Below are 19,090 nucleotides of genomic sequence, written 5' to 3'. Positions count from 1 at the left end.
GGAACTTATTAAAAACCTTACACATTTGTGGATAAATCAAAAATCTATTACGATTTGTTTCAAATGGCACCTAAAAGGATGCTTTTTGCAATTTAGGAGGAAGTAAAATAACAAGTTCAAACTCAAACTCAAGTTAAAGTTCAATGGAATAGGCTTATGTCCAAATAATATTGACACGAATTGCGCAAATTTTCACTAATACTAATAAAAGTTCAACCTTTCCCCCTAAACCCTTAACCAAACCATCAAAACCACCTCCGCGTTAGTTTACAATAAATATTATACTCCTGGCCAAACTTTTGCTTCAATGCCTCTTCTTCGGGTATAATCTGAAAATGGTTCATCCAATACACAAAACCTGCGGCTAACAACGTATTAAAAGCATTCCCCAATCGTAATCCAAAGGCTAACAAAATTAGAAGCAGGGCCAGATACATGGGATTTCTACTAAAATTATAAATGCCATTGGTCACCAAATGATTGGCTTTTTCAGGCATTAATGGATCAACAGTGGTCTTTTTAAAAAGAAATTGGGCAACCGATAGCACTCCCACGATTGCAGCCAATCCCAATAAAATCCAAGAAAGGGTGTTTCTACCAAAAAAATTAAACTCACCAACAGGCAAAAAAGCATCTAAAGCATACATCAATACGGCAAAAACCAACATCACCACAACTGGCGGCACTTTTGTTTTCATACAATAAGGTTAATGCCCGAAATTACTACTTTTGAACCTCAATTTGAACCCTTTTTGATTTGAAACTTGTATTTGCCACACATAACGACCATAAACTAAAGGAGGTGCAACAATTGCTTCCAGCATCCATTCAACTTTTGTCCTTAAAAGACATAGAATGCTTTGATGAAATCCCTGAAACAGGCGAAAATTTGCAGGAAAATGCGAAAATAAAGGCAGATTATGTGACCCAAACCTATGGTTTAAACTGTTTTTCGGACGACACGGGTTTGTTAGTGGATGCTTTAAATGGAGCTCCAGGAGTATATTCTGCACGATATGCTGGGGAACAAAAAAATGCTAAAGACAACATGCAAAAGTTGTTGCAAGAACTGGAGGGTAAAAATAATCGAAATGCGCATTTTAAAACCGTAGTACACCTTAACCTAAATGGTGAAAGCTTTGCTTTTGATGGTATTGTTGAGGGCATTATCACCGAAGAACTGCATGGCGCTGGTGGTTTTGGGTACGACCCTATTTTTAAACCTAACGGGTACAACAACACCTTTGGCGAACTGCCTGCTGAGACCAAAAACGCTATCAGTCACCGAGGTAGAGCGATTCAAAAATTGGTCGATTTCTTAAAAAAAAGCACCACCTAAGTTGCACTGATTAAATTTAATGTACCTTTGCCGCTTTATTAACGCCGCCGGTATGGGCAAGGTGTTGCGATGGGCTTAAACGGGATATACAAAAATCGCTCTATGCAACACAAACATATTTGCGATTAAAGGTATACACCGCTATGACAAAATTTGAAGCCTTGGGGTTAGACAAACCCCTATTGGATGCTATTTCCGACCTTGGATTTGAATCCCCCTCAGAAGTACAAGAAAAATCAATCCCAATTTTATTGGACCAAGAAACCGATTTGGTGGCCTTGGCACAAACAGGAACAGGTAAAACTGCTGCTTTTGGTTTTCCGATGATTCAAAAGATTCAATCGGAAAGCAGAACTACCCAAGGATTGATCCTTTCTCCTACTCGTGAGCTTTGTTTACAGATCACCAATGAGTTAAAACTCTATTCCAAATACGTAAAAGGACTTAATGTTGTTGCCATTTATGGTGGAGCAAGCATTACAGAACAGGCCAGACAAATTAAAAGAGGTGCACAGATCGTTGTGGCCACTCCTGGTCGTATGAAGGATATGATCGGCCGAAATATGGTCGACATCTCCAAAATTGACTATTGCGTATTGGATGAAGCCGATGAGATGTTGAACATGGGCTTCTATGAGGATATCAAGGATATTTTGTCCAACACGCCACAAGAAAAATTTACGTGGTTGTTTTCGGCCACCATGCCCAAAGAAGTGGCAACCATCGCCAAAAAATTCATGCACAAGCCTGTTGAAATCACAGTTGGAACTGTAAATGCAGGCGCTTCAACGGTGCAACATGAATACTATGTGGTAGGTGGACGTGACCGTTATGCGGCTCTAAAACGTTTGGCAGATGCCAACCCAGGTATTTTCTCCGTAGTGTTCTGTAGAACCAAGCGCGATACCCAACGTGTAGCTGAAAAATTGATTGAAGATGGCTACAACGCTGGAGCACTTCATGGAGATTTGAGTCAGAACCAAAGGGATTTGGTAATGAACTCTTTCCGTAAAAAGCAAGTGCAGATGTTGGTGGCTACCGATGTTGCTGCCCGTGGTATTGATGTGGATGATGTTACCCACGTGATCAACTATCAATTGCCGGACGAGATTGAAACCTACACGCACCGTAGTGGGCGTACAGGCAGAGCTGGTAAATCTGGAATCTCCATGGTGATTGTTACCCGTTCAGAAACACGCAAGATCAAAGCCATCGAAAATAAAATCAAGCAGGAATTCATCAAGAAAAATATTCCTGATGGTATGGAAATCTGTGAGATTCAGTTGTACCACTTGGCCAACAAAATCAAAGATACCAAGGTCAACCAAGAAATTGACAGCTACCTGCCTGCCATCAATGATGTGTTGGATGGCATTGACCGTGAGGAGTTGATCAAAAAGATATTCTCTGTAGAATTTACCCAATTCTACAATTACTATAGCAAAACCAAAGATCTTAACAGCTCAGAAGGCGGAAAAGACAAAGGAGAAGGAAAAGGTTCCAAGGAAGATATTCCATCCGAAGGTTCCGTGCGTTACTTTATCAATGTAGGAGAACGCGATGGCTACGATTGGATGTCACTTAAAGATTTCTTGAGAGATACCTTGAATGTTGAAAAAGAAGACATTTTTAATGTCGACACCAAGGACAGTTTCTCTTTCTTTAACTCCGATGCTCATTTAGCAGAATTTATCCTTCAAACCTTTACCGAATTTAAATTGGAAGGTCGCTTTATCAACGTTGAAATTTCTACCAAACCTGGCGGCGGTGGCGGCGGAAAAGGCGGCAAGAAGCGAAGTGGAAGAAAAGGCGGAGGCCGAAGAGGCGGAAACAGTTCTTATAAAGGTGGTAACAAAGGTGGCGGCCGAGGTGGAAACAAAGGAGGTTACGGTAAAAAAGGAGGCAAAAAAAGATCGGGCTTCTATTAGTTAATTCTATATTAAATGCCACGGGGCTCCTATTTATTTTTCTTTGTTTAGTACTTTTATAGCTACTTAGATTGCATGAGAAAATATCTACTTATACTAATATGCTCCGTGTCGTTCTTTGGTTTTGCCCAAACCGAGGAAGAAAATCAGGAGGTTAGGGAACTTACTGCTACCGTGATCAATGCGCAATCCGATTTCCCATTGGAAAGTGTTCACGTGGTCAATTTGAACTTGGTTAAAGGTACCATTACCAACCAAGACGGTAAGTTTACCATTCCTGCTATGGTGAATGATACGCTGTATTTTTCCTATTTAGGCTTTAAGACCCAAAAAGTTCGTGTGACCAACGATATGTTCCGATTCGGCGATACCAAAATTGCGTTAACGGAATTGGCCTATGCTTTGGAAGAGGTGATTGTTCGCCCTTATCAGCTTACAGGTTATTTAGAGATAGATGTAAAGAACCTTCCCATAAACGATGCGCGACAATACAGTATCTCGGGGCTTCCCACTAGTTATGAAGCGGGCAGCAAGAGCCCAAGTGCTGTAACCAAAGTATTGGGTGCCATCTTGAATCCAGCAGATTTGCTTCGGAACCTCTTTGGAAAAAAACCGCGACAAATGCGTAAATTACGTCAGATTAAGGAGGATGACAACATCCGAGACTTACTGGCCTCTAAATTCGACAGGGAAACCTTGACCGAATTATTACAATTGGAAAAAGTGGACATTGAGGATATTCTCAACAACTGCAATTATTCCAAGTCATTTATTCAAACTGCTAACGATCTTCAGATTTTGGATGCTATTTCCAGCTGCTATGAAGAATATCGAGTTTTGAACAGAAAGCAATAAAAACACTTTATCTTCAGGCTTTGGAGCCTATGTTTCGGCTATAAATAAATTTTCGAATTCCATATTCATTTTATAGCTTTAGACAAAATCCCAATGCATGAAAAAACTACTTGTAATCATGGCCATTTTTTCTTCTCTAGCTGGCTGTAAAAAGGTTAAAAAACAAGCAGAACAGCAACCAGAATCCAAAGAGGTAGTTCAAGTAGAAGCTCCCAAAAAAGAGGTGCCATTTGTTTGGGAAGGTGCCAATATTTATTTCTTGCTCACGGATCGTTTCAATAATGGAAATCCCGAGAACGATGTCAATTTTGGTAGAACAGATACTACTGCGGTTTTAAGGGGATTTGAAGGTGGTGACATTCAAGGAATCATCCAAAAACTTGAAGAGGGGTATTTTACCAATTTGGGTATCAATGCCATTTGGTTCACACCAGTTGTGGAGCAAATTCATGGTGCAACGGACGAAGGAACAGGAAAAACTTATGGTTATCATGGGTATTGGGCCAAAGATTGGACCGCCATAGACCCTAATTTCGGCACTAAAAAAGACTTGGAAAAGTTAGTAAAAATAGCGCATGGCAAAGGCATTCGTATTTTGTTGGATGTGGTACTTAACCATACAGGTCCAGTTACCGAAAAAGACCCTGTTTGGCCCGATGATTGGGTAAGAACAGGTCCAAGTTGCGAGTTTACCACCTACGAAAACACCACTGAATGTACTCTGGTAAAAAATCTTCCAGACATACTAACCGAAAGTGATGAACCTGTGGAGCTTCCTGATGCGCTTTTGGCCAAATGGAAGGATGAAGGGCGTTTGAGCAAAGAATTGGATGAATTACAGCTGTTTTTTGAACGAACAGGATACCCAAGAGCACCTCGCTACTACATTATTAAATGGTTGACGGATTACATCAATGATTTAGGGGTTGATGGTTTCCGAGTGGATACCGTAAAACACGTAAATGAAGATGCTTGGGATGATCTTCACACCGAGGCAAGCTATGCTTTTGAAATGTGGAAGAAAAAACACCAAAATCAAATTTTGGATGACAACCCTTTTTATATGGTTGGCGAAGTATACAATTATGGTATTTCATCTGGAAGGGATTTTGATTTTGGTGACAGAAAAGTTGATTTCTTCGACCATGGATTTAAAAGCCTTATCAATTTTGAATTGAAATGGGAGGCCGACAATGACTACGAGACTATTTTCAAGAAGTACAGTAAAATCCTGAACACCAAATTGCAAGGCAAAAGCGTACTGAACTATCTTACTTCACATGATGATGGAAGTCCGTACGATAAAGAGCGTAAAAAACCTTATCGTGCCGCCAATGTGCTTTTACTTACTCCAGGGGCTTCCCAAGTGTATTATGGTGATGAAACTTCCAGACCTTTAGTGGTCGAAGGAGCTACTGGCGATGCCAACCTACGTTCCCTGATGAATTGGGAGGATTTGGATAGCATTCAAGAGATTCAAAACATTCACGAACACTGGCAAAAACTGGGACAATTTAGAAGAAACCACCCAGCAGTTGGAGCTGGAAAACACAAAAGATTGGCCAAATCGCCCTATGTGTTCTCTAGAACTTATACCAATGGCGAATACAAAGACAAAGTTGTAGTAGGATTGGATTTACCTAAAGGTAAAAAGTCACTTTGGGTAAAAGGATTCTTTGGTGATGGTACTACCCTTCGCGACACCTATTCCAATACCGAAGTAGTTGTTGCAAATGGAAAAGTGATTTTGGAAAACGACTTTGACATTGCCCTACTCGAATTGGTGGAATAAAGTTTACGCTCTAGAATGCAGGGCAAGTCGATTACCTTCCGTATCTAAAAACAAAGCCATATAACCAATATCTGGACTGATTTGCGTCTTGGGCTGGATGATTTTACCACCCGCACCTTCAATACGACTTAATTCGTTACTCACATCTGGGCTCGAAAAATAAATCAATACCCCTGCTGAATCACTCGGGGTGTAATGGGATTTGTTTTCAATGAGCCCCCCAAGAGAGCCTGGCTTTCCTTCTGACCATGGAAACCATCCCATTTTGGTACCACCCAAATCGTGAATTTGGACATCAATTTCAAATACTGCTTCGTAAAATGCTTTGGCCCTTGCCATATCGGTTACGGGAATTTCGAACCAGCCTACCATATTGCTTTCCATATAATTATTTTTCCATGATTTCTTTTAAACTGGCCAATCCTTCTTCAAAATCCTTCCCGATCATTTTATCCATGTTCATAAACAACATCATAATACTCATTGGAAATTGATTGTTTCCCGAAAAACCCCAAATCACTCTTGTGTTCTTATCGTTAATTTCTTCGGTGATCATATAAGCATCGGAAGTGGATTTCCATGGTTTTAAAAACCGAAGCACAGAGTCAATCCGTTCACCTTCCACTATTTTGATAAGTTCCTGCTCTCCTTCCCCTACTTCTTTATTTCCGTTCCAATAGCTGATCGCTCCAACTTCACCATCTATTCCCGTAAACTTTTTCTCCATATTGGCGTCACGTTTGCCCCAGGGCGACCATTCATCCTGATTCTTTAAAAATTTAAGATAATTGAACACCTCCGCTTTGGGTTTTGAGATTTCAATGGATCGTGAAACGTTATAGGTTTTCGGTGCAATCGCAGCCAGAACGGCAATGAGCAAGATAATGCCCAACACAATATAAAGTATTAGCATAACTGTAATTGATTGATTAACAATTGAAAATACAAAAAATATCAATCCATCAAGTATCTGGCAATAATTCCTTCTACATCTTTAATGGATTTTTTGGTCCAATCCAATCGCTTTTCAAGCACCTCACTTTCAGATAAATGCCAATCCAATTGAGAATCACGGACTTTTTGCGCCACTTCTTGGATAATAATCGCTGCAGAAACGGAGACATTCAAACTTTCAGAGAAGCCGACCATCGGAATTTTCAAGAATCCATCAGCTTGTTGCATAATCTCGTTCGACAAACCTTTTCTCTCAGTTCCAAAAAATAATGCCGATTTGGAAGAAGGAAAAAAATCAGGAAGCAAGGTAGAATCATTGTGCGGTGTAGTGGCGATAATTTGGTATCCCTTATCTTTTAAGGTTGAAATGCAATCCGAAGTGTTTTGGTGGCGGGTCACGTCTACCCATTGTTCTGCCCCAACCGCAATATTCTTGTCCAATCGTTTTCCAAAACGGTCTTCAATCACATGTACTTCCTGCACCCCAAAAACATCACAACTTCGGATTATGGCACTGGTGTTATGCAATTGATACACATCTTCAATTGCAACCGTAATATGCTTGGTGCGGGTTTGCAACACCTCCAAAAATCGTTGTTTCCGTTCCTCGGTGAGATAACCCTCTAAATATGTCAACAAATCATGGTCAAACATAAAACCAATATAGGAAAATTGGAATTGTTATCTTAGGTGCCATGGATGACATTAAAAACCATCCATCATCACAATCAACCTAAACCAAAATGAACATTAAATTTATTTTCTCTTCCCTTTGCTCCCTTTTCTGCTTCTGTTTATTTGCACAAGAATCGAATAAAAAACAAAACAATCCCATTTTTGAGGGTTGGTATGCCGATCCTGAAGGTGCCGTTTTTGGAGATACGTATTGGGTGTACCCTACCTTTTCGGATGATTACGACAAACAATTGCATTTTGATGCATTTTCATCCAAAGACTTGGTGAATTGGGAAAAACACGAGCGCATTTTAGATACCACCCAGATCAAATGGTTACGACAAGCGCTTTGGGCGCCCTCCATCATTGAAAAGGATAATAAATACTACCTTTTCTTCGGCGCCAACGATATTCAGCGTCCTGGAAGGAGTTCGTACGACCCGAACAACGATATCAATCATTATGGTGGGATTGGGGTTGCAGTAGCTGATCATCCAGGTGGTCCTTTTAAAGATCATTTAGGCAAACCTTTGATTTCGGATTTTTACAACAATGCACAACCTATAGATCAATTTGCATTTAAGGATGTGGATGGCACCTATTACTTTTTCTATGGGGGTTGGAGCCATTGTAATTTAGGAAAGCTCAATGCCGATTTTACTGGCTTTGAGCCTTGGGAAGATGGCAACCTTTTTAAGGAAATTTCCCCTGAAGGATATGTGGAAGGTCCCTTTATGTTTTTACGTAATGGCATTTATTACTTTATGTGGTCGGAAGGCAATTGGACGGATGGCAGCTACAAGGTCGCTTACTCCATGTCCGATAAACCCACTGGTCCCTACAAACGCATTGGCACTATTTTGGAATCCAAAGAAGGGGATATCGCCACTGGGGCGGGACACCATTCCGTAATCAACAAACCTGGCACCGATGAATGGATCATTGTGTACCATAGACGACCTATTCCCAACAAGGACAGAGACCACCGCGTTACCTGTATGGATAAAATGGAGTTTAATCCAGATGGAACCATTAAACCTGTAATCATGACTTTTGAGGGGGTTGGGGCAAATTAAAAAGCATGTAATTCCATAAATATCATATCTTTAGAGAAACCAACCTCTAGTGATAACCCTCTTTAGAAAAATTCGTCAACGATTACTTTCTGAAAATAAATTCTCCAAATATTTGCTTTATGCCTTTGGAGAAATAGTCCTTGTAGTTATAGGAATTCTAATTGCCCTACAGATTAACAATTGGAACGATGGGCGAAAACAAAAACAAAAGGAAAAATTCATCCTTAACGATCTTCACCAAGAGTTTAGAGCCAATAAAATTTTATTGGATTCGGTGGTGTATCTGCACAAAAGCGGATTACAGTCTGCAATTTACCTTAAATCCAGACTCCCCATTCAAATGAACGAAATTGAAATGGATTCATTTTCCTATCATTTATTCAACATGAGTTGGACGTATACTTATAATCCCTCAACTGGAATTACGAACAGTCTCCTCAATAATTCATCCATCGAAATTATATCCAATGACGAGCTCAGGCAATTACTTTGGGGCTGGAACGATGTTTTGTACGACTATCAAGAAGAAGAACTACGAGCCAGCAACAACTACTACACCCATTTAAAACCCTTTGAAAAGAAGTATTTTAAATACAGTCCAACATATGAGGGTTTATTAGCAGACCCAAGAATTGACCTTAGTTTTTTAAAATCCATGGAATTCGATAACTACATTTTGGATAGATACAATGACCTCTACAACAATTTAAATTCAGGGGATTTAAACCGAGCTATTAAAACTATGGACCGCATTATTCAACTTTCAGAAGATTTGCCCCATGATTAGATTTTTTCGAAATATTCGTAAACAATTGTTTACAGAAAATAAATTCAGTAAATATTTGCTGTATGCTCTAGGTGAAATTATTTTGGTGGTTGTTGGGATTCTTATTGCCCTCCAATTAAATAATTGGAGCCAAGAAAATAAGGATAGACAACGGGAGCAATTAATTTTAAAACAACTGAACTCCGAATTTCGAAATAATAAGGATTTGTTTGATTTAGGTAAAAAACACCTATCAAACCAAATTGGAAGCTTGTAATAAGGTTATTTCATTTTTTCCGCTACCTGAAGAACAAAAAGCAGATTCCATAGTAAAATATTTTCAGGGTATTTTTCAAAGTTACATGTACAATCCATCCAATGGATTGGTAGAATCTTTATTGTATTCTTCTTCCATAGAGGTCATCCAAAATGATTCACTGAAACATTTGCTGACTTCTTGGAAAGATGTCTTTACCGATTATCAGGAAGAGGAAAGTATTGTAGTTACCGAATTGAGGTCGCTTGAAAAATTCATTCTAGATGAAATGGATTTCTCCCAAATGAGAATGAATGCTGTTTCAGGAGAAAAAAATATCAAAACATTCAACTCAATCCGATTTCAAAACTTTATCATTAAAATCCAATTCTCAACCAATCAACTACTGCAAGCCATGGAAGAAGAGGATATAGACCAGCATTTACAAAGCATAATTCGCTTATCGGAACAAGAAATAGACCAGTAATTAGCGGCTTATCTTGTATTGATGCGATATTTTACATAGCCCTGCATTTGATAGGAGCTCAAAACCGTTTGAGCTGTTAACGATACCTTGAACATGGGCAAAAGAGCCTCCTTATCCACTTCAAAGAAAAACATGGCCTGTCCGCACGAAATAAATTTGGCTCCCAAATCTTCCAATTCGCCAATAAGTTTCAAATTGGGGTTGTCCATCTTGAATTTTTCCTTATAAAATGCATTGGTGGTAAAGGCATTCAGCGACCCCGCATGAACCACAAGCACAGGAAAGATCTTTTCCACAGGAATACCCGAAGCTACATGTAAATTGATGATGCGCGCCACTTCAGTCAAACTAGCATCCACTTTGCCAGGGTCTTCATCATCAAACTCCACCAATTCGAACAACAATTTATAATCCAAATCTGGGTTTGGAATTTCCGTAACGTCTTCTACGGGAACAACACCCGAAAATGTTCCAGCCTCAATTACAGGAAAAATGGCAATCTCTGCCACCTTGGCGAACATTTCCATTCTTTTTTTAATAGCTAATTCCATTTTTATGGAATCCGCTTTGGCTTCAGCCAAGGCAATACTATCATTTTCAGAAACATTTGAGCTGGATTGGGAATAACTACCCATGGCCATTAATCCCAATAGGAAAAAGAGTATTTGTTTTTTCATTTTAAAGAGGTTGGTTGTTATTTTGAATACGATAAGCTATACTTACAGTTACATATAATATCTTGATGAATGTACATAAAAAATACATTGATAAGACATTGCAATTCAGATTAAAAACACCAAAATGCCAATGCAAAAAATAGTTGTACTCACAGGAGCGGGAATGAGTGCCGAAAGTGGTCTAAAAACCTTTAGGGATGCCAATGGACTTTGGGAGGGACATGATGTGATGGAAGTTGCCTCCCCTCAAGGATTTGCACGCAATCCAGAACTGGTTTTGGAATTCTACAACCAACGAAGACGACAATTATTAGAGGTTTCCCCAAATGCAGGGCATACCGCTTTGGCACAATTGGAAACGGCTTTTGATGTGAGCATAGTAACCCAAAATGTGGATAATCTTCATGAACAAGCTGGGAGTTCGCATGTGGTGCATTTACACGGTGAACTTTTTAAAGTGCGAAGTACCATGAACGAATCTCACGTTTTGGAATGGAAAAAAGACCTTGTTTTGGGCGATTTGGATGAAAATGGGCATCAACTGCGTCCGCATATTGTGTGGTTTGGAGAAATGGTACCCCTATTGGAAACTGCGGCCCAAATTACTCAACAGGCAGACATTTTAATAATTGTGGGCACGTCCATGCAAGTTTATCCCGCAGCCAGTCTAATTCATTATGCACCAAGGCAAATACCAATTTATTTTATCGACCCACGCCCTACGATTCGTGCATCGGATTTCGATAATTTGACTATAATTTCAAAAACTGCTGCTGAAGGGGTGCCTACCTTAGTGGAGGAATTATTTAATATTTAGCCCTAACTTCTTGTGCCCAATTCAACAAGGCCTGAATCTGTTCTTGGGTCAATTTGGCCTCAGCATGCGTCCAGGTATATTCGTTTAGGGGCATTTTGCCCTCTTTCACCTCATCGATAACCTCCTCTAACTTGTGGTCTTTCTTTTTGGAGTCGTAGCTGTCCCAAGATGAAAAATCCAAATGCCGTTTTCCATCATCAATATGCCCTGCCAACCAATACGAAATGGGTGCAATATTATTGTACCAAGGATATTCGGTATTTGCACTATGACAATCGTAGCAAGCGGTTTTTAAAATTTGCTTTACCTCGGCTGGAGGTTGTGTCTCTGCTTCAAAAGCTGCCACATAATCTCCTTCGGCCACATTCTTGGGTGGTCTGTAAAATTGCATGCCCACGAGCACGGCCAATAAAACAATCGCTATTATTTTTACTATTTTCATCACTCAGCATTTTATTAAAGATATTGAATTTTTTGTGACGAAAGAAGAGTTGCATATTGCACTATCATCTGGAAGAATTTCCAAACCACAGGTTGATGTACTTGTTGACCAATTGGGAAAAGAGCCAGATTTGGCCCCTTTGCTTTTTGAAGAAGTATTAAAGGAGGATAAAGAAGGTACTTTTAACGCTGCTTGGACTTTTGACCATTTAATGCGTAAAAAGCTGGAGTACCTCCTGCCTTTTTTTGAAACCTTTGCCAATGGTTTATCCCAACTAAAAACGGAATCCTGTATTCGCCCATTAGCCCATGTTTGTGAAATGGTCTGTGAAGCCTATTTTAGGAAAAAAGACCCTGTATTTGTGCAAAACATCAGCGATGATCAATTGGAAAAAATATTAACCTGCTGTTTTGACTGGCTGATTAGCCCAATGAACATGGCTCCCAAGGTATTTTCCATGACAAGTCTTTATTATTTGGGATTAAAATTCCCTTGGGTGCATCCCGAACTCAAACAAATATTGGAAGATACTTACGGCTCGGGAACTACGGGTTACAAGAACCGAGCGAAAAAAACTCTGGATAAGTTGGCCAAATTGGGCATCTAAACTGTAGACTTTAAGTATCTTTGACCCTTTCAAAATTTTCTTGACCATGTCGTTGACACCACTTAATGCCATTTCGCCGATTGACGGTAGATATAGAAACAAAACCGAGTCTCTAAAAGATTACTTTTCGGAAGAGGCCTTGATCAAATACCGTGTTCAAGTAGAAATTGAATACTTTATCGCCCTTTGCGAGATTCCATTGCCGCAATTGGCTGATTTCAACACGGCTCTTTTTCCTGAATTGCAGAAAATCTATCAGGAATTTTCAGCCGAAGACGCTCAGGCCATCAAGGATATTGAAAAAACCACCAACCACGACGTTAAGGCCGTGGAATATTTCATCAAACAAAAGTTTGACGCCTTACATCTTCAAAAATACAAGGAGTTTATCCACTTCGGATTGACTTCCCAAGATATCAACAATACCGCCATTCCACTTTCCATTAAAGAAGCCATGAACGAGGTATACGTTCCCTCGTATTTGGAGGTTTTTGAAAAACTGAAAACATTGGCCAAAGAATGGGAAAACATTCCAATGTTGGCACGTACGCACGGACAACCTGCCTCTCCTACCCGTTTGGGCAAAGAAATTGAGGTGTTTGTAGTACGTTTTGAAGAGCAGTTCAATTTATTGAACGATATTCCAAGTGCCGCTAAATTTGGTGGGGCCACTGGAAACTACAATGCCCATAAAGTGGCATATCCAAACAACGATTGGAGAGCATTTGGTCAACAATTTGTACAAGAGAAATTAGGATTGCACCACTCTTTCCCGACCACTCAAATTGAGCATTACGACCATATGGCCGCTTTGTTCGATTGCCTAAAGCGAATCAACACCATTTTGATTGATTTGGATAGGGATATTTGGACCTACATTTCCATGGATTACTTCAAACAGAAAATCAAAAAAGGGGAAGTTGGTTCTTCGGCCATGCCGCACAAGGTAAACCCTATCGATTTTGAAAATTCTGAAGGTAATTTAGGATTGGCCAATGCCATTTTTGAGCATTTGTCTGCCAAATTGCCTATTTCCCGTTTGCAACGCGATCTTACCGACAGTACCGTTTTACGTAATGTTGGGGTACCATTTGCCCACACGATTGTTGGGTTCCAATCCACTTTAAAAGGATTGAACAAATTGGTCTTGAACCAAGCCAAGTTTGAACAGGATTTGGAAGACAACTGGGCTGTGGTTGCAGAGGCCATCCAAACTATTTTGAGACGTGAGGGTTATCCCAACCCTTACGAAGCTTTGAAAGGTTTGACCCGTACCAACGAGAAAATCAACCAAAAATCCATTGCCGATTTTATTGAGACCTTGGAAGTTTCGGATGCGATCAAAACCGAATTGAAACAAATTACCCCAGCGAATTATACTGGGGTTTAATTTTTTGTCAGTTCGAGCGCAGTCGAGAACCATTTAAAAACATCTCGACTGCACCTTCGACTGCGCTCAGGATGACAGCTCGATGACATTACACCCCTAAAGCCCCCTCAAGGGGACAATAATAGGGTTATTTCAAACCTAATGGATTCCTCAATCGTCGCACCGCTCCTCATATCGAAATGACAACTCTAGGTCATTTCGAACCGAACATAGTGCGTGTGAGAAATCTCATTAGATTCTTCGCTACGCTCAGAATGACATTAATTATGCATCCTTGTGTATTTCCACCTGATGTGGGTAAGGAATCTCAATTCCTGCAGCATCTAGGGCCAATTTGCAATTTTCGTAGGTGTTAAAATAAACATCCCAGTAATCTTCAGGCTTGCAAAAGGGTCTCACTGCAAAATTCACCGAACTATCGGCCAATTCCATCACATTTACCGATGGTGCAGGATCTTCCAACACTTTAGGATTGGATGTAAGCACTTTTAGTAGTACTTCCTTGGTTTTTTTGATGTCCTCACCATATCCTACTCCAATCACCGTATCGACTCTCATTTTGCCTTCTGCGGTATAGTTGATGATATTTCCGTTGGCCATAGCACCATTGGGCACTATAGCTAGCTTATTTTGCGGGGTAACCAATTTGGTGGTAAATATTTCAATGCCCTTTACCACCCCGAGTACGCCTTGTGCCTCAATCAAATCTCCAATTTTATAGGGTTTAAAAATCATGAGCAACACTCCGCCTGCAAAATTTGACAAAGATCCTTGTAGCGCCAGACCTACTGCCAAACCAGCGGCTGCAATTACGGCTGCAAAAGTGGTTACATCAACCCCTAAACGGGAGATTACGATAATGACCAAGAAAATCTTTAACGCCCACGAGAAGAGGTTGAGCAAGAATTTTTGTAAAGATTCATCATACTTACTTTTGGACATTACTGTCCTGGTTCCTCTCACAACTCTTTTTATCACCCACATACCAATGATGTAGATAATAATGGCGGTAACGAGTTTTGGACCAAATTCTTTAATGAGATCTAGACCATATGTGATCCATTCTTCAGCTTTTTCCATGGTGATAGTGTTTTGTTAGTGTTCTTGTAGTGAGACACTAAGATACAAAATAGGTCACCTAATCCCTTGACTTTTAAGCACAAAAAAAGGACGGTGTTTTCCGTCCTTTTAAATTTATTTATGGTTTGGTCTTATCCTTTTAAGAAGTCACCGATTTCGCCCAATCCCTCTCCTTTGTAATCGGATTTTTGGATGGCCTGCATTAATTGGATGATGTGTGCTGGATTCATATCCTTTCCTAAAACACGTACCAAAGCGAATCCTTTATCGCTGCTATCACCGAAAATGATTACCTCATCAATAGCATCTTCATCACCTAGGTATTTAATAACGCCTTTTCCGTATTGGGAGTTGATTTTCATCAATTCCACAAAATCGTCGTTCTTTAAAATTTCACGAACTTTTTTTCTTTCCGCTTCGTATTCCGCTTCGTTATCAGCATTTTTTCTGAATGCCAACAAGTTGAATTTGCGCAAAGATTCCACCGCTTCTTTTTGGGTATCGGTTAAATCCACCGCATCCATTTTTAGGATACTCGCTGGCACATCAATACTTAAAAAATTGGGGTTCTCGGAATTGTCCACATAGTATTCTTGCAAACTTTGTTGCGAAGAACAGGAGGTCAATAAAATTGCCCCCAATACCATAATACTTTTTACAATATGTTTCATGTTGCTGTTTTTGATTGATTGTATAAACCCTTGAAGGTCGATAACGATAGGTCGTTAAGTGAACCGTTTTGTTACAGTTCCAGACCTATCGTTATCAACCAACTGATTATTTAGTTCTTCTTGCCTGCTTCGTTCAATTCTTCGGGCAAGTTCATCTTTTTGGTCAAGGAGTTGATTTTGTTCAAATCGATATCCCCAGTTAAAGATAAAAGTACGGTTTCAAATTTTCTGCCATCGGCTTCCACATTGTTCATCCCTGTAATAAACATCAACAGTTCGCTTACGTGGTCATCATCCCTACCTTGTTTGATGTAGAACTTAACATTGGCATCTTTGTCCTTCACTCGCATCAACTCTTCCATTTGAGAGGATTGCAAATAGCTGCTGACAGAAGCTTTCATTTGTGAACCGATTTTTTCGTTATCGGTGGTAAAAACTTTCAAACTTTTAAGACTGCTTGCAATATCCATAAAGTCTCTTGCTTCGGGGTCGTCCACATCCACATCTATTTTAGATAGTAGATTGAACATGCTTTTGTTCACCACAACCGCGGTTACTTCGTCCAAATCTTCAAACTTGTCAAAAAGGGATTGTGAAAATCCTGCAATTGGCAATAATGCGATCAATGTGATTAAAATATACTTTTTCATCTTTTTACGTTTTTTAATTGTTGTTGTAAATTTTTTGTTTTGTTTCTTCGAACTCCTTTAGGTAGGCTACTTTTTCGGTTCCTTTACTAAAATTTTCCGCTAAGAGTTCAAACGCTTTTTTGGTTTCTTGATAGGCCAATTGGGCCTGCTCTTGTTCCAAACGTTTTGATTCTTGGTATTCGTTACCAAAATAGATGCCGAAGGTTAAAACTACTGCCGCCGCTACGGATAGCCATTTGTAATAGTTTACTCTAGGTTTTAATGGTACCTGCTTGGTGTACTTTTCTTCCTTGGCAATGGAAAAGTAGCTGAACATAGGTTTGTACTGCTCTAAGTGCGGTGCTACGCTGTCCTGTGCAAAATACTCCCTAAGTGTTTTTTCTTCGGCCACCGTTGTGGAAGCCTCGAAGTACATTTCCAATATTTTTTCTATGTTACCCAATTCCATAGCTATGTTTTTTTATCAATTCCTCTCTTACTGTTTTTCTCGCCCTCGAAAGTGCTACGCGCACTGCCGTCGGTTTCATGTCCAATAGTTCGCAGATTTCCTCGAACTCATATTGCTCTACGTCCCGTAGTTGCAAAATCATCTTTTGTTGCTCTGGCAGCTCTTCCATAATCCGCTCCATCCAGCTTATACTGTCCTCCGCTTCCAACTGTTTTTGTAACGATGTGGTTTCATCGGTGTAATTGCTGTGGACCAATTTTAGGTTGCCAGCTTGTTTGGACTTTAATCGGTCCAAACAAAAGTTTTTGGTCATGGTCATGGCAAAGGCCTCTACGTTTTTGTACTCTCCCATTGACTCATTCTTTGACCAAAGCTTCAACAAAATTTCCTGTGTGGCATCTTCCGCTTCCTCCCTGGACACCAAAAGGCGTTTTGCCATTCGGTATAGCTTGTCCTTAAAGGGCATCACCACGTTTAAAAATTCTGTTTGTTTCATTTGGTTGTCTTAGTTGTTGCAAGCTTTCTTATCGGCCTACATTATCACGACGAGACATATCGAAATTTGTTACAAAAAATTTGCAATCTCCTCAGATGTGCCTATTTTGCAGGGTAAAATTATACAATTAAGGATTCCCAAATCAGACCGTTTACACTATAATCTTGGAATGATAATTGCGGAAGTTCTTCAAAAATTGATGCTATGAATAAGTATTTCCTTCTTTTTTTAGGATTGTCTTTGTCGTTTTTGTCCTGTAGTGATGATGATGGCATTAGAAATGGTGACACCCCCGATCCAGATCCAACCGCTGATGTAACCGCTCAAAACTTTATGTGGCAAGCCATGAACCTCTGGTATTTTTGGCAAGGTGATGTGAACGACTTGGCGGATGATAGATTTGCCTCCAATGCAGAGTATACCGAATTTTTAGAGGGCTATACTGACCCTGAAAGCTTTTTCTACGATACCCTATTATATGGTGAAGACCGTTTTAGTTTTGCCAATGAAGATTATAGTGAGTTGGTAAGCAGTCTTTCTGGAATATCACAGAGCAATGGTTTGGAATTTGGCTTGGGACTTATTGGCGATACCAACAATGTTTTTGGATATGTGCAATATATATGGCCAGATTCTGATGCTTCGACCAGAGATATTCAACGGGGAGAATTCTTTACCCGCGTTGACGGAGTTCAGCTTACAGTGGACAATTATTCCAATTTATTGTTTGGAGACAACAGCACGTATACGCTTGGAATGGCTACTGTAACCAACAATACCATTTCAGACAATGCCAAAGAAGTAACGCTTACTAAAATTGAAAATCAGATAGAAGACCCTATTTTAATTGCCGAAACCTTGGACGTAAACGGAACCAAAGTGGCCTATTTGATGTATAATCGCTTTTTGAGCAGTTTTAATGAAGAATTGAATGCTGCTTTTGCCCAATTTGTGGCAGATGGTGCTACTGAGTTGGTTTTGGACATGCGTTATAACCCAGGTGGCTCAGTTAACACTTCCCGTTTATTGGCCAGTATGATTTACGGAACAAATACCAACGACCTATATATCAGACAACGTTGGAACGATAAAATCCAAGCACAATTGAGTGAGGATTATCTAACGGATTATTTTGCCAGCTCTACTGGAGCAAGTGCTATAAACACCCTCAACCTTAATAGAGTTTTTGTAATAGCAACAGGCAGTTCTGCTTCTGCAAGTGAATTGGTGATGAACGGATTGGCACCCTATGTTGATGTAATCCACATTGGAGAAACTACAAGGGGTAAAAACGAATTTTCGATTACTTTGGTAGATGATAGCGGTAATTCGTTCATTTATAGTGATGACAGGGAAGGGCAAATCAATGCCAATAATAGCTGGGGATTGCAACCATTGGTTGGTCGTAATGAGAATGCAGATGGATTTTATGATTACACCAGTGGATTGGTTCCGACCATAGAACTTGGCGAAGATTTGACCAATATGGGAGTTTTAGGCGATGTGAATGAGCCCTTATTGGCCCGTGCACTTCAAGAAATCTCTGGTGCTGGTGCCAAAAAGGATTTCACGGTTCAAATGAAAGCTGAGGCTTTTACCTCATCTAGAATACAAACACCGCTTAAAGACAATATGTATCTGGACAAACCATTAGGGTTAAACCCAGAACAATAAATAAAAAGCG

At 39.9% G+C, this 19,090-nt stretch carries 23 protein-coding genes; 12 read left to right on the top strand and 11 right to left on the bottom strand.

The features are described from left to right. Positions 1-245: 245 nt before the first annotated feature. Complete coding sequence (locus BLQ18_RS10775) at positions 246-698, bottom strand: methyltransferase family protein (RefSeq protein ID WP_090295350.1); 453 nt, start codon at positions 696-698, stop codon at positions 246-248. 59 nt (positions 699-757) lie between these two features. On the opposite strand from BLQ18_RS10775, the gene BLQ18_RS10770 reads away from it, so the two are divergent. From BLQ18_RS10770 to BLQ18_RS10755, 4 genes are all read left to right on the top strand, one after another. Further along, positions 758-1,339: a non-canonical purine NTP diphosphatase gene (locus tag BLQ18_RS10770; protein ID WP_090295345.1), complete on the top strand. Its 582-nt coding sequence runs from the start codon at positions 758-760 to the stop codon at positions 1,337-1,339. A 143-nt stretch (positions 1,340-1,482) separates the two neighbouring features. Beyond that, positions 1,483-3,267, top strand: a complete 1,785-nt coding sequence (locus BLQ18_RS10765; RefSeq protein ID WP_090295340.1) for a DEAD/DEAH box helicase — start codon at positions 1,483-1,485, stop codon at positions 3,265-3,267. 75 nt (positions 3,268-3,342) lie between these two features. Then, positions 3,343-4,122, top strand: coding sequence for a carboxypeptidase-like regulatory domain-containing protein (locus tag BLQ18_RS10760; RefSeq protein WP_090295336.1), 780 nt, complete (start codon positions 3,343-3,345; stop codon positions 4,120-4,122). 97 nt (positions 4,123-4,219) lie between these two features. Then, a complete protein-coding gene (locus BLQ18_RS10755) occupies positions 4,220-5,914 on the top strand; it encodes an alpha-amylase family glycosyl hydrolase (protein WP_090295331.1) in 1,695 nt (564 codons plus the stop codon). Positions 5,915-5,917: 3 nt separating this feature from the next. On the opposite strand, the gene BLQ18_RS10750 is transcribed toward BLQ18_RS10755, so the two are convergent. From BLQ18_RS10750 to BLQ18_RS10740, 3 genes are read right to left on the bottom strand one after another with little or no spacing between them, the layout of a single operon-like run. After that, positions 5,918-6,298, bottom strand: coding sequence for a VOC family protein (locus tag BLQ18_RS10750; RefSeq protein ID WP_090295328.1), 381 nt, complete (start codon positions 6,296-6,298; stop codon positions 5,918-5,920). 4 nt (positions 6,299-6,302) lie between these two features. After that, on the bottom strand, positions 6,303-6,827 hold the full coding sequence (locus BLQ18_RS10745) for an SRPBCC family protein (protein WP_090295325.1): 525 nt from the start codon (positions 6,825-6,827) through the stop codon (positions 6,303-6,305). A gap of 41 nt (positions 6,828-6,868) precedes the next feature. Next, positions 6,869-7,522: a TrmH family RNA methyltransferase gene (locus BLQ18_RS10740; RefSeq protein ID WP_090295323.1), complete on the bottom strand. Its 654-nt coding sequence runs from the start codon at positions 7,520-7,522 to the stop codon at positions 6,869-6,871. An 89-nt stretch (positions 7,523-7,611) separates the two neighbouring features. Between BLQ18_RS10740 and BLQ18_RS10735 the strand changes: the two genes are divergently transcribed. From BLQ18_RS10735 to BLQ18_RS10720, 4 genes are read left to right on the top strand one after another with little or no spacing between them, the layout of a single operon-like run. Next, positions 7,612-8,619: a glycoside hydrolase family 43 protein gene (locus BLQ18_RS10735; protein WP_090295321.1), complete on the top strand. Its 1,008-nt coding sequence runs from the start codon at positions 7,612-7,614 to the stop codon at positions 8,617-8,619. Positions 8,620-8,668: 49 nt separating this feature from the next. Further along, complete coding sequence (locus BLQ18_RS10730) at positions 8,669-9,406, top strand: DUF6090 family protein (RefSeq protein ID WP_090295319.1); 738 nt, start codon at positions 8,669-8,671, stop codon at positions 9,404-9,406. Next, a complete protein-coding gene (locus tag BLQ18_RS10725) occupies positions 9,399-9,662 on the top strand; it encodes a DUF6090 family protein (RefSeq protein WP_090295316.1) in 264 nt (87 codons plus the stop codon). Before BLQ18_RS10730 ends, BLQ18_RS10725 begins: the two co-directional genes overlap by 8 nt. Beyond that, positions 9,649-10,128 carry a hypothetical protein gene (locus BLQ18_RS10720; RefSeq protein WP_090295313.1) on the top strand — a complete coding sequence of 160 codons (480 nt, stop codon included), beginning with the start codon at positions 9,649-9,651 and terminating at the stop codon, positions 10,126-10,128. Before BLQ18_RS10725 ends, BLQ18_RS10720 begins: the two co-directional genes overlap by 14 nt. An 8-nt stretch (positions 10,129-10,136) precedes the next feature. Here BLQ18_RS10720 and BLQ18_RS10715 read toward each other — a convergent pair whose 3' ends face one another. Continuing rightward, positions 10,137-10,805, bottom strand: coding sequence for a DsrE family protein (locus tag BLQ18_RS10715; RefSeq protein WP_090295310.1), 669 nt, complete (start codon positions 10,803-10,805; stop codon positions 10,137-10,139). Positions 10,806-10,935: 130 nt separating this feature from the next. Between BLQ18_RS10715 and BLQ18_RS10710 the strand changes: the two genes are divergently transcribed. Continuing rightward, a complete protein-coding gene (locus BLQ18_RS10710) occupies positions 10,936-11,622 on the top strand; it encodes an SIR2 family NAD-dependent protein deacylase (protein WP_175443749.1) in 687 nt (228 codons plus the stop codon). On the opposite strand, the gene BLQ18_RS10705 is transcribed toward BLQ18_RS10710, so the two are convergent. Then, positions 11,612-12,064 carry a heme-binding domain-containing protein gene (locus BLQ18_RS10705; protein WP_090295305.1) on the bottom strand — a complete coding sequence of 151 codons (453 nt, stop codon included), beginning with the start codon at positions 12,062-12,064 and terminating at the stop codon, positions 11,612-11,614. The two genes, BLQ18_RS10710 and BLQ18_RS10705, sit on opposite strands and share 11 nt — an antisense overlap. A gap of 34 nt (positions 12,065-12,098) precedes the next feature. Between BLQ18_RS10705 and BLQ18_RS10700 the strand changes: the two genes are divergently transcribed. Together BLQ18_RS10700 and purB are read left to right on the top strand one after the other, a co-directional pair. Then, complete coding sequence (locus tag BLQ18_RS10700) at positions 12,099-12,671, top strand: hypothetical protein (protein ID WP_090295303.1); 573 nt, start codon at positions 12,099-12,101, stop codon at positions 12,669-12,671. A 46-nt stretch (positions 12,672-12,717) separates the two neighbouring features. Continuing rightward, complete coding sequence (gene purB / locus BLQ18_RS10695) at positions 12,718-14,061, top strand: adenylosuccinate lyase (protein WP_090295300.1); 1,344 nt, start codon at positions 12,718-12,720, stop codon at positions 14,059-14,061. 264 nt (positions 14,062-14,325) lie between these two features. On the opposite strand, the gene BLQ18_RS10690 is transcribed toward purB, so the two are convergent. The 5 genes from BLQ18_RS10690 to BLQ18_RS10670 form a co-directional block, all read right to left on the bottom strand. Beyond that, positions 14,326-15,141 (bottom strand): mechanosensitive ion channel family protein, encoded by an 816-nt coding sequence (locus BLQ18_RS10690; protein ID WP_090295298.1) that lies wholly within the window; start codon positions 15,139-15,141, stop codon positions 14,326-14,328. Between the two features lie 131 nt (positions 15,142-15,272). After that, positions 15,273-15,812, bottom strand: coding sequence for a DUF4252 domain-containing protein (locus BLQ18_RS10685; protein ID WP_090295296.1), 540 nt, complete (start codon positions 15,810-15,812; stop codon positions 15,273-15,275). Between the two features lie 110 nt (positions 15,813-15,922). Continuing rightward, the gene (locus BLQ18_RS10680; RefSeq protein WP_090295294.1) at positions 15,923-16,462 is read right to left on the bottom strand and encodes a DUF4252 domain-containing protein; all 540 of its coding nucleotides are present in this window, start codon (positions 16,460-16,462) and stop codon (positions 15,923-15,925) included. 13 nt (positions 16,463-16,475) lie between these two features. Then, the gene (locus BLQ18_RS10675) at positions 16,476-16,910 is read right to left on the bottom strand and encodes a hypothetical protein (protein ID WP_090295291.1); all 435 of its coding nucleotides are present in this window, start codon (positions 16,908-16,910) and stop codon (positions 16,476-16,478) included. Further along, entirely contained in the window at positions 16,897-17,406 is a 510-nt protein-coding gene (locus BLQ18_RS10670) for an RNA polymerase sigma factor (protein WP_090295289.1), read from the bottom strand. Before BLQ18_RS10670 ends, BLQ18_RS10675 begins: the two co-directional genes overlap by 14 nt. Before the next feature lie 204 nt (positions 17,407-17,610). Between BLQ18_RS10670 and BLQ18_RS10660 the strand changes: the two genes are divergently transcribed. Continuing rightward, on the top strand, positions 17,611-19,080 hold the full coding sequence (locus tag BLQ18_RS10660) for a S41 family peptidase (RefSeq protein ID WP_090295284.1): 1,470 nt from the start codon (positions 17,611-17,613) through the stop codon (positions 19,078-19,080). The last annotated feature ends 10 nt before the right edge of the window (positions 19,081-19,090 follow it).

The sequence above is a fragment of the Flagellimonas zhangzhouensis genome, assembly GCF_900102925.1.
GTDB classification, from domain to species: Bacteria; Bacteroidota; Bacteroidia; order Flavobacteriales; family Flavobacteriaceae; genus Flagellimonas; species Flagellimonas zhangzhouensis.
The sequence above is the reverse complement of the archived record's forward strand: the minus strand, read 5'-3'. Positions and strand labels throughout refer to the sequence as shown.